The organism is Arthrobacter sp. H41, assembly GCF_000520535.1.
Lineage (GTDB): Bacteria > Actinomycetota > Actinomycetes > Actinomycetales > Micrococcaceae > Arthrobacter_D.
Genome location: NZ_KI914774.1, coordinates 1 through 1,502 on the forward strand (window position 1 = coordinate 1; position 1,502 = coordinate 1,502).

The following is a 1,502-nucleotide window of genomic DNA, read 5'->3' on the forward strand; positions in this document are numbered from 1 at the left end:
GCCGGCTCCAACTCCTACTCCGGCTCCAGCACTTTAACTCCAGCGCCGCCGCCGGATATCAGCCTGCTAGTGCTCCGCGCCCGCCGCCTCGCGCAGGTCACCGTCCACCGGAGCGCCGCCGGACGTTACAGCCGCGACGGCCAGCAGGGTGAGCGCCGCCGCCATGTCCTCGACGGCGAGGCCGGGCGCGCCGTGCCGCAGGCCCTGCTCACTCGAGTAGGGCACGTGGATGAACCCGCCGCGGACGCCGTCGCGCCCGGCCAGGGTATCCATCAACGCATAGAAGACGTGGTTGCAGACGTAGGTGCCCGCCGTTTGCGAGACCTCCACGGGAATGCCCGCAGCGGCCACCGCGGCCCTGCCGGCCTTGATCGGCAGGGTACTGAAATAGGCGGCCGGACCACCGCGGCGCACGGGCTGGTCGATGGGTGCATTGCCGTCGTTGTCGGGAATCCGGGCATCGTCCACGTTGATGGCCACGCGCTCGACCGACACCTTCGACCGCCCACCGGCCTGCCCCACACACAGGACCAGCGTAGGCTCCAGCCGCCCGATGGCGTTCCGCAGCACTTCAGCGCTCTTTCCGAAGACGCACGGCAGCTCGACGGCGGCCGCCTCCCGGCCCCCGTCCTGCAGTGCTACGGCAGCGAGCTGCGCTGCGGCCCAGGACGGGTTGACGGCCTCGCCGCCGAAGGGTTCGAAGCCGGTCAGGAGGATCATCCGCCAAGCCTATGCGAGACCCGCGTCAGCGGCAGGTAACGCCGGCGTGTCATAAAGCCCCGCGCATTCCGCCCCTATGCAATGCTGGCAAGAAGCCGACGACGACCCTCCTACGTAAGGACACACCATGACAGGCTGGCGGATCCGGGACTTCCACGCGGCGGATATGGATGCGATCCTGCACCTGTGGGAGCAGGCCCACAAGGCCGGCGTCGAGCCCGTGTACGCGCTCGCCGAGGTGCTTGCCTCCTGCCAGAAGGACCACGCGGTGGTGGCGGTGCACGGCGAGACCGTGGTGGGGGCCGCTGTGGCCAGGGCTGCCCACGACCAGGGCTGGATCGTGTTCTTCGCCATCGAGGAGAGCTGGCGCAATCGGGGCATCGGCAGCGGGATGCTCGCCTCCATCGAGAACCGGATGGCTCCCCTGGGGCTCACCAAACTGTCCACGCTGGTGCCCGAGACCGAGCAGCGTATCGATGCGCTCCTGAACTCCGGGTTCATCGACAGGAAGCACCTGCGGTACTTCGAACGTGAGATCCCGGTCCAGCGGCAGGAAATGGGCCTGCTGGGCGAACTGGGCGGCCGATTGATGGCGAGGAACCTGTGGAACGCCGTCGGCGGGATGCAGCGGGAGAAGGAACTCCTTGAACGCCGGCTGGTGCTGCCCTTGGCCAATCCCGATCTCGCCGACCAGTACGGCGTCGTTCCACCCCGAGCCGTGGTGCTGTTCGGACCGCCCGGCACCGGCAAGACCACCTTCGCCAAGGCCATCGCTTCCCGCC

2 protein-coding genes are annotated in these 1,502 nt (G+C 68.6%); one reads left to right on the forward strand and one right to left on the reverse strand.

Features of this window, described 5'->3' with window-relative positions:
* Nucleotides 1-66 precede the first annotated feature (66 nt).
* On the reverse strand, nucleotides 67-720 hold the full coding sequence (gene pcp, locus Y705_RS0104320) for a pyroglutamyl-peptidase I (RefSeq protein WP_026531957.1): 654 nt from the start codon (nucleotides 718-720) through the stop codon (nucleotides 67-69).
* A 127-nt stretch (nucleotides 721-847) separates the two neighbouring features.
* Here pcp and Y705_RS17350 point away from each other — a divergent pair.
* Nucleotides 848-1,502: GNAT family N-acetyltransferase (locus tag Y705_RS17350; RefSeq protein ID WP_155849922.1), on the forward strand; the 655-nt coding region annotated here is incomplete at its 3' end.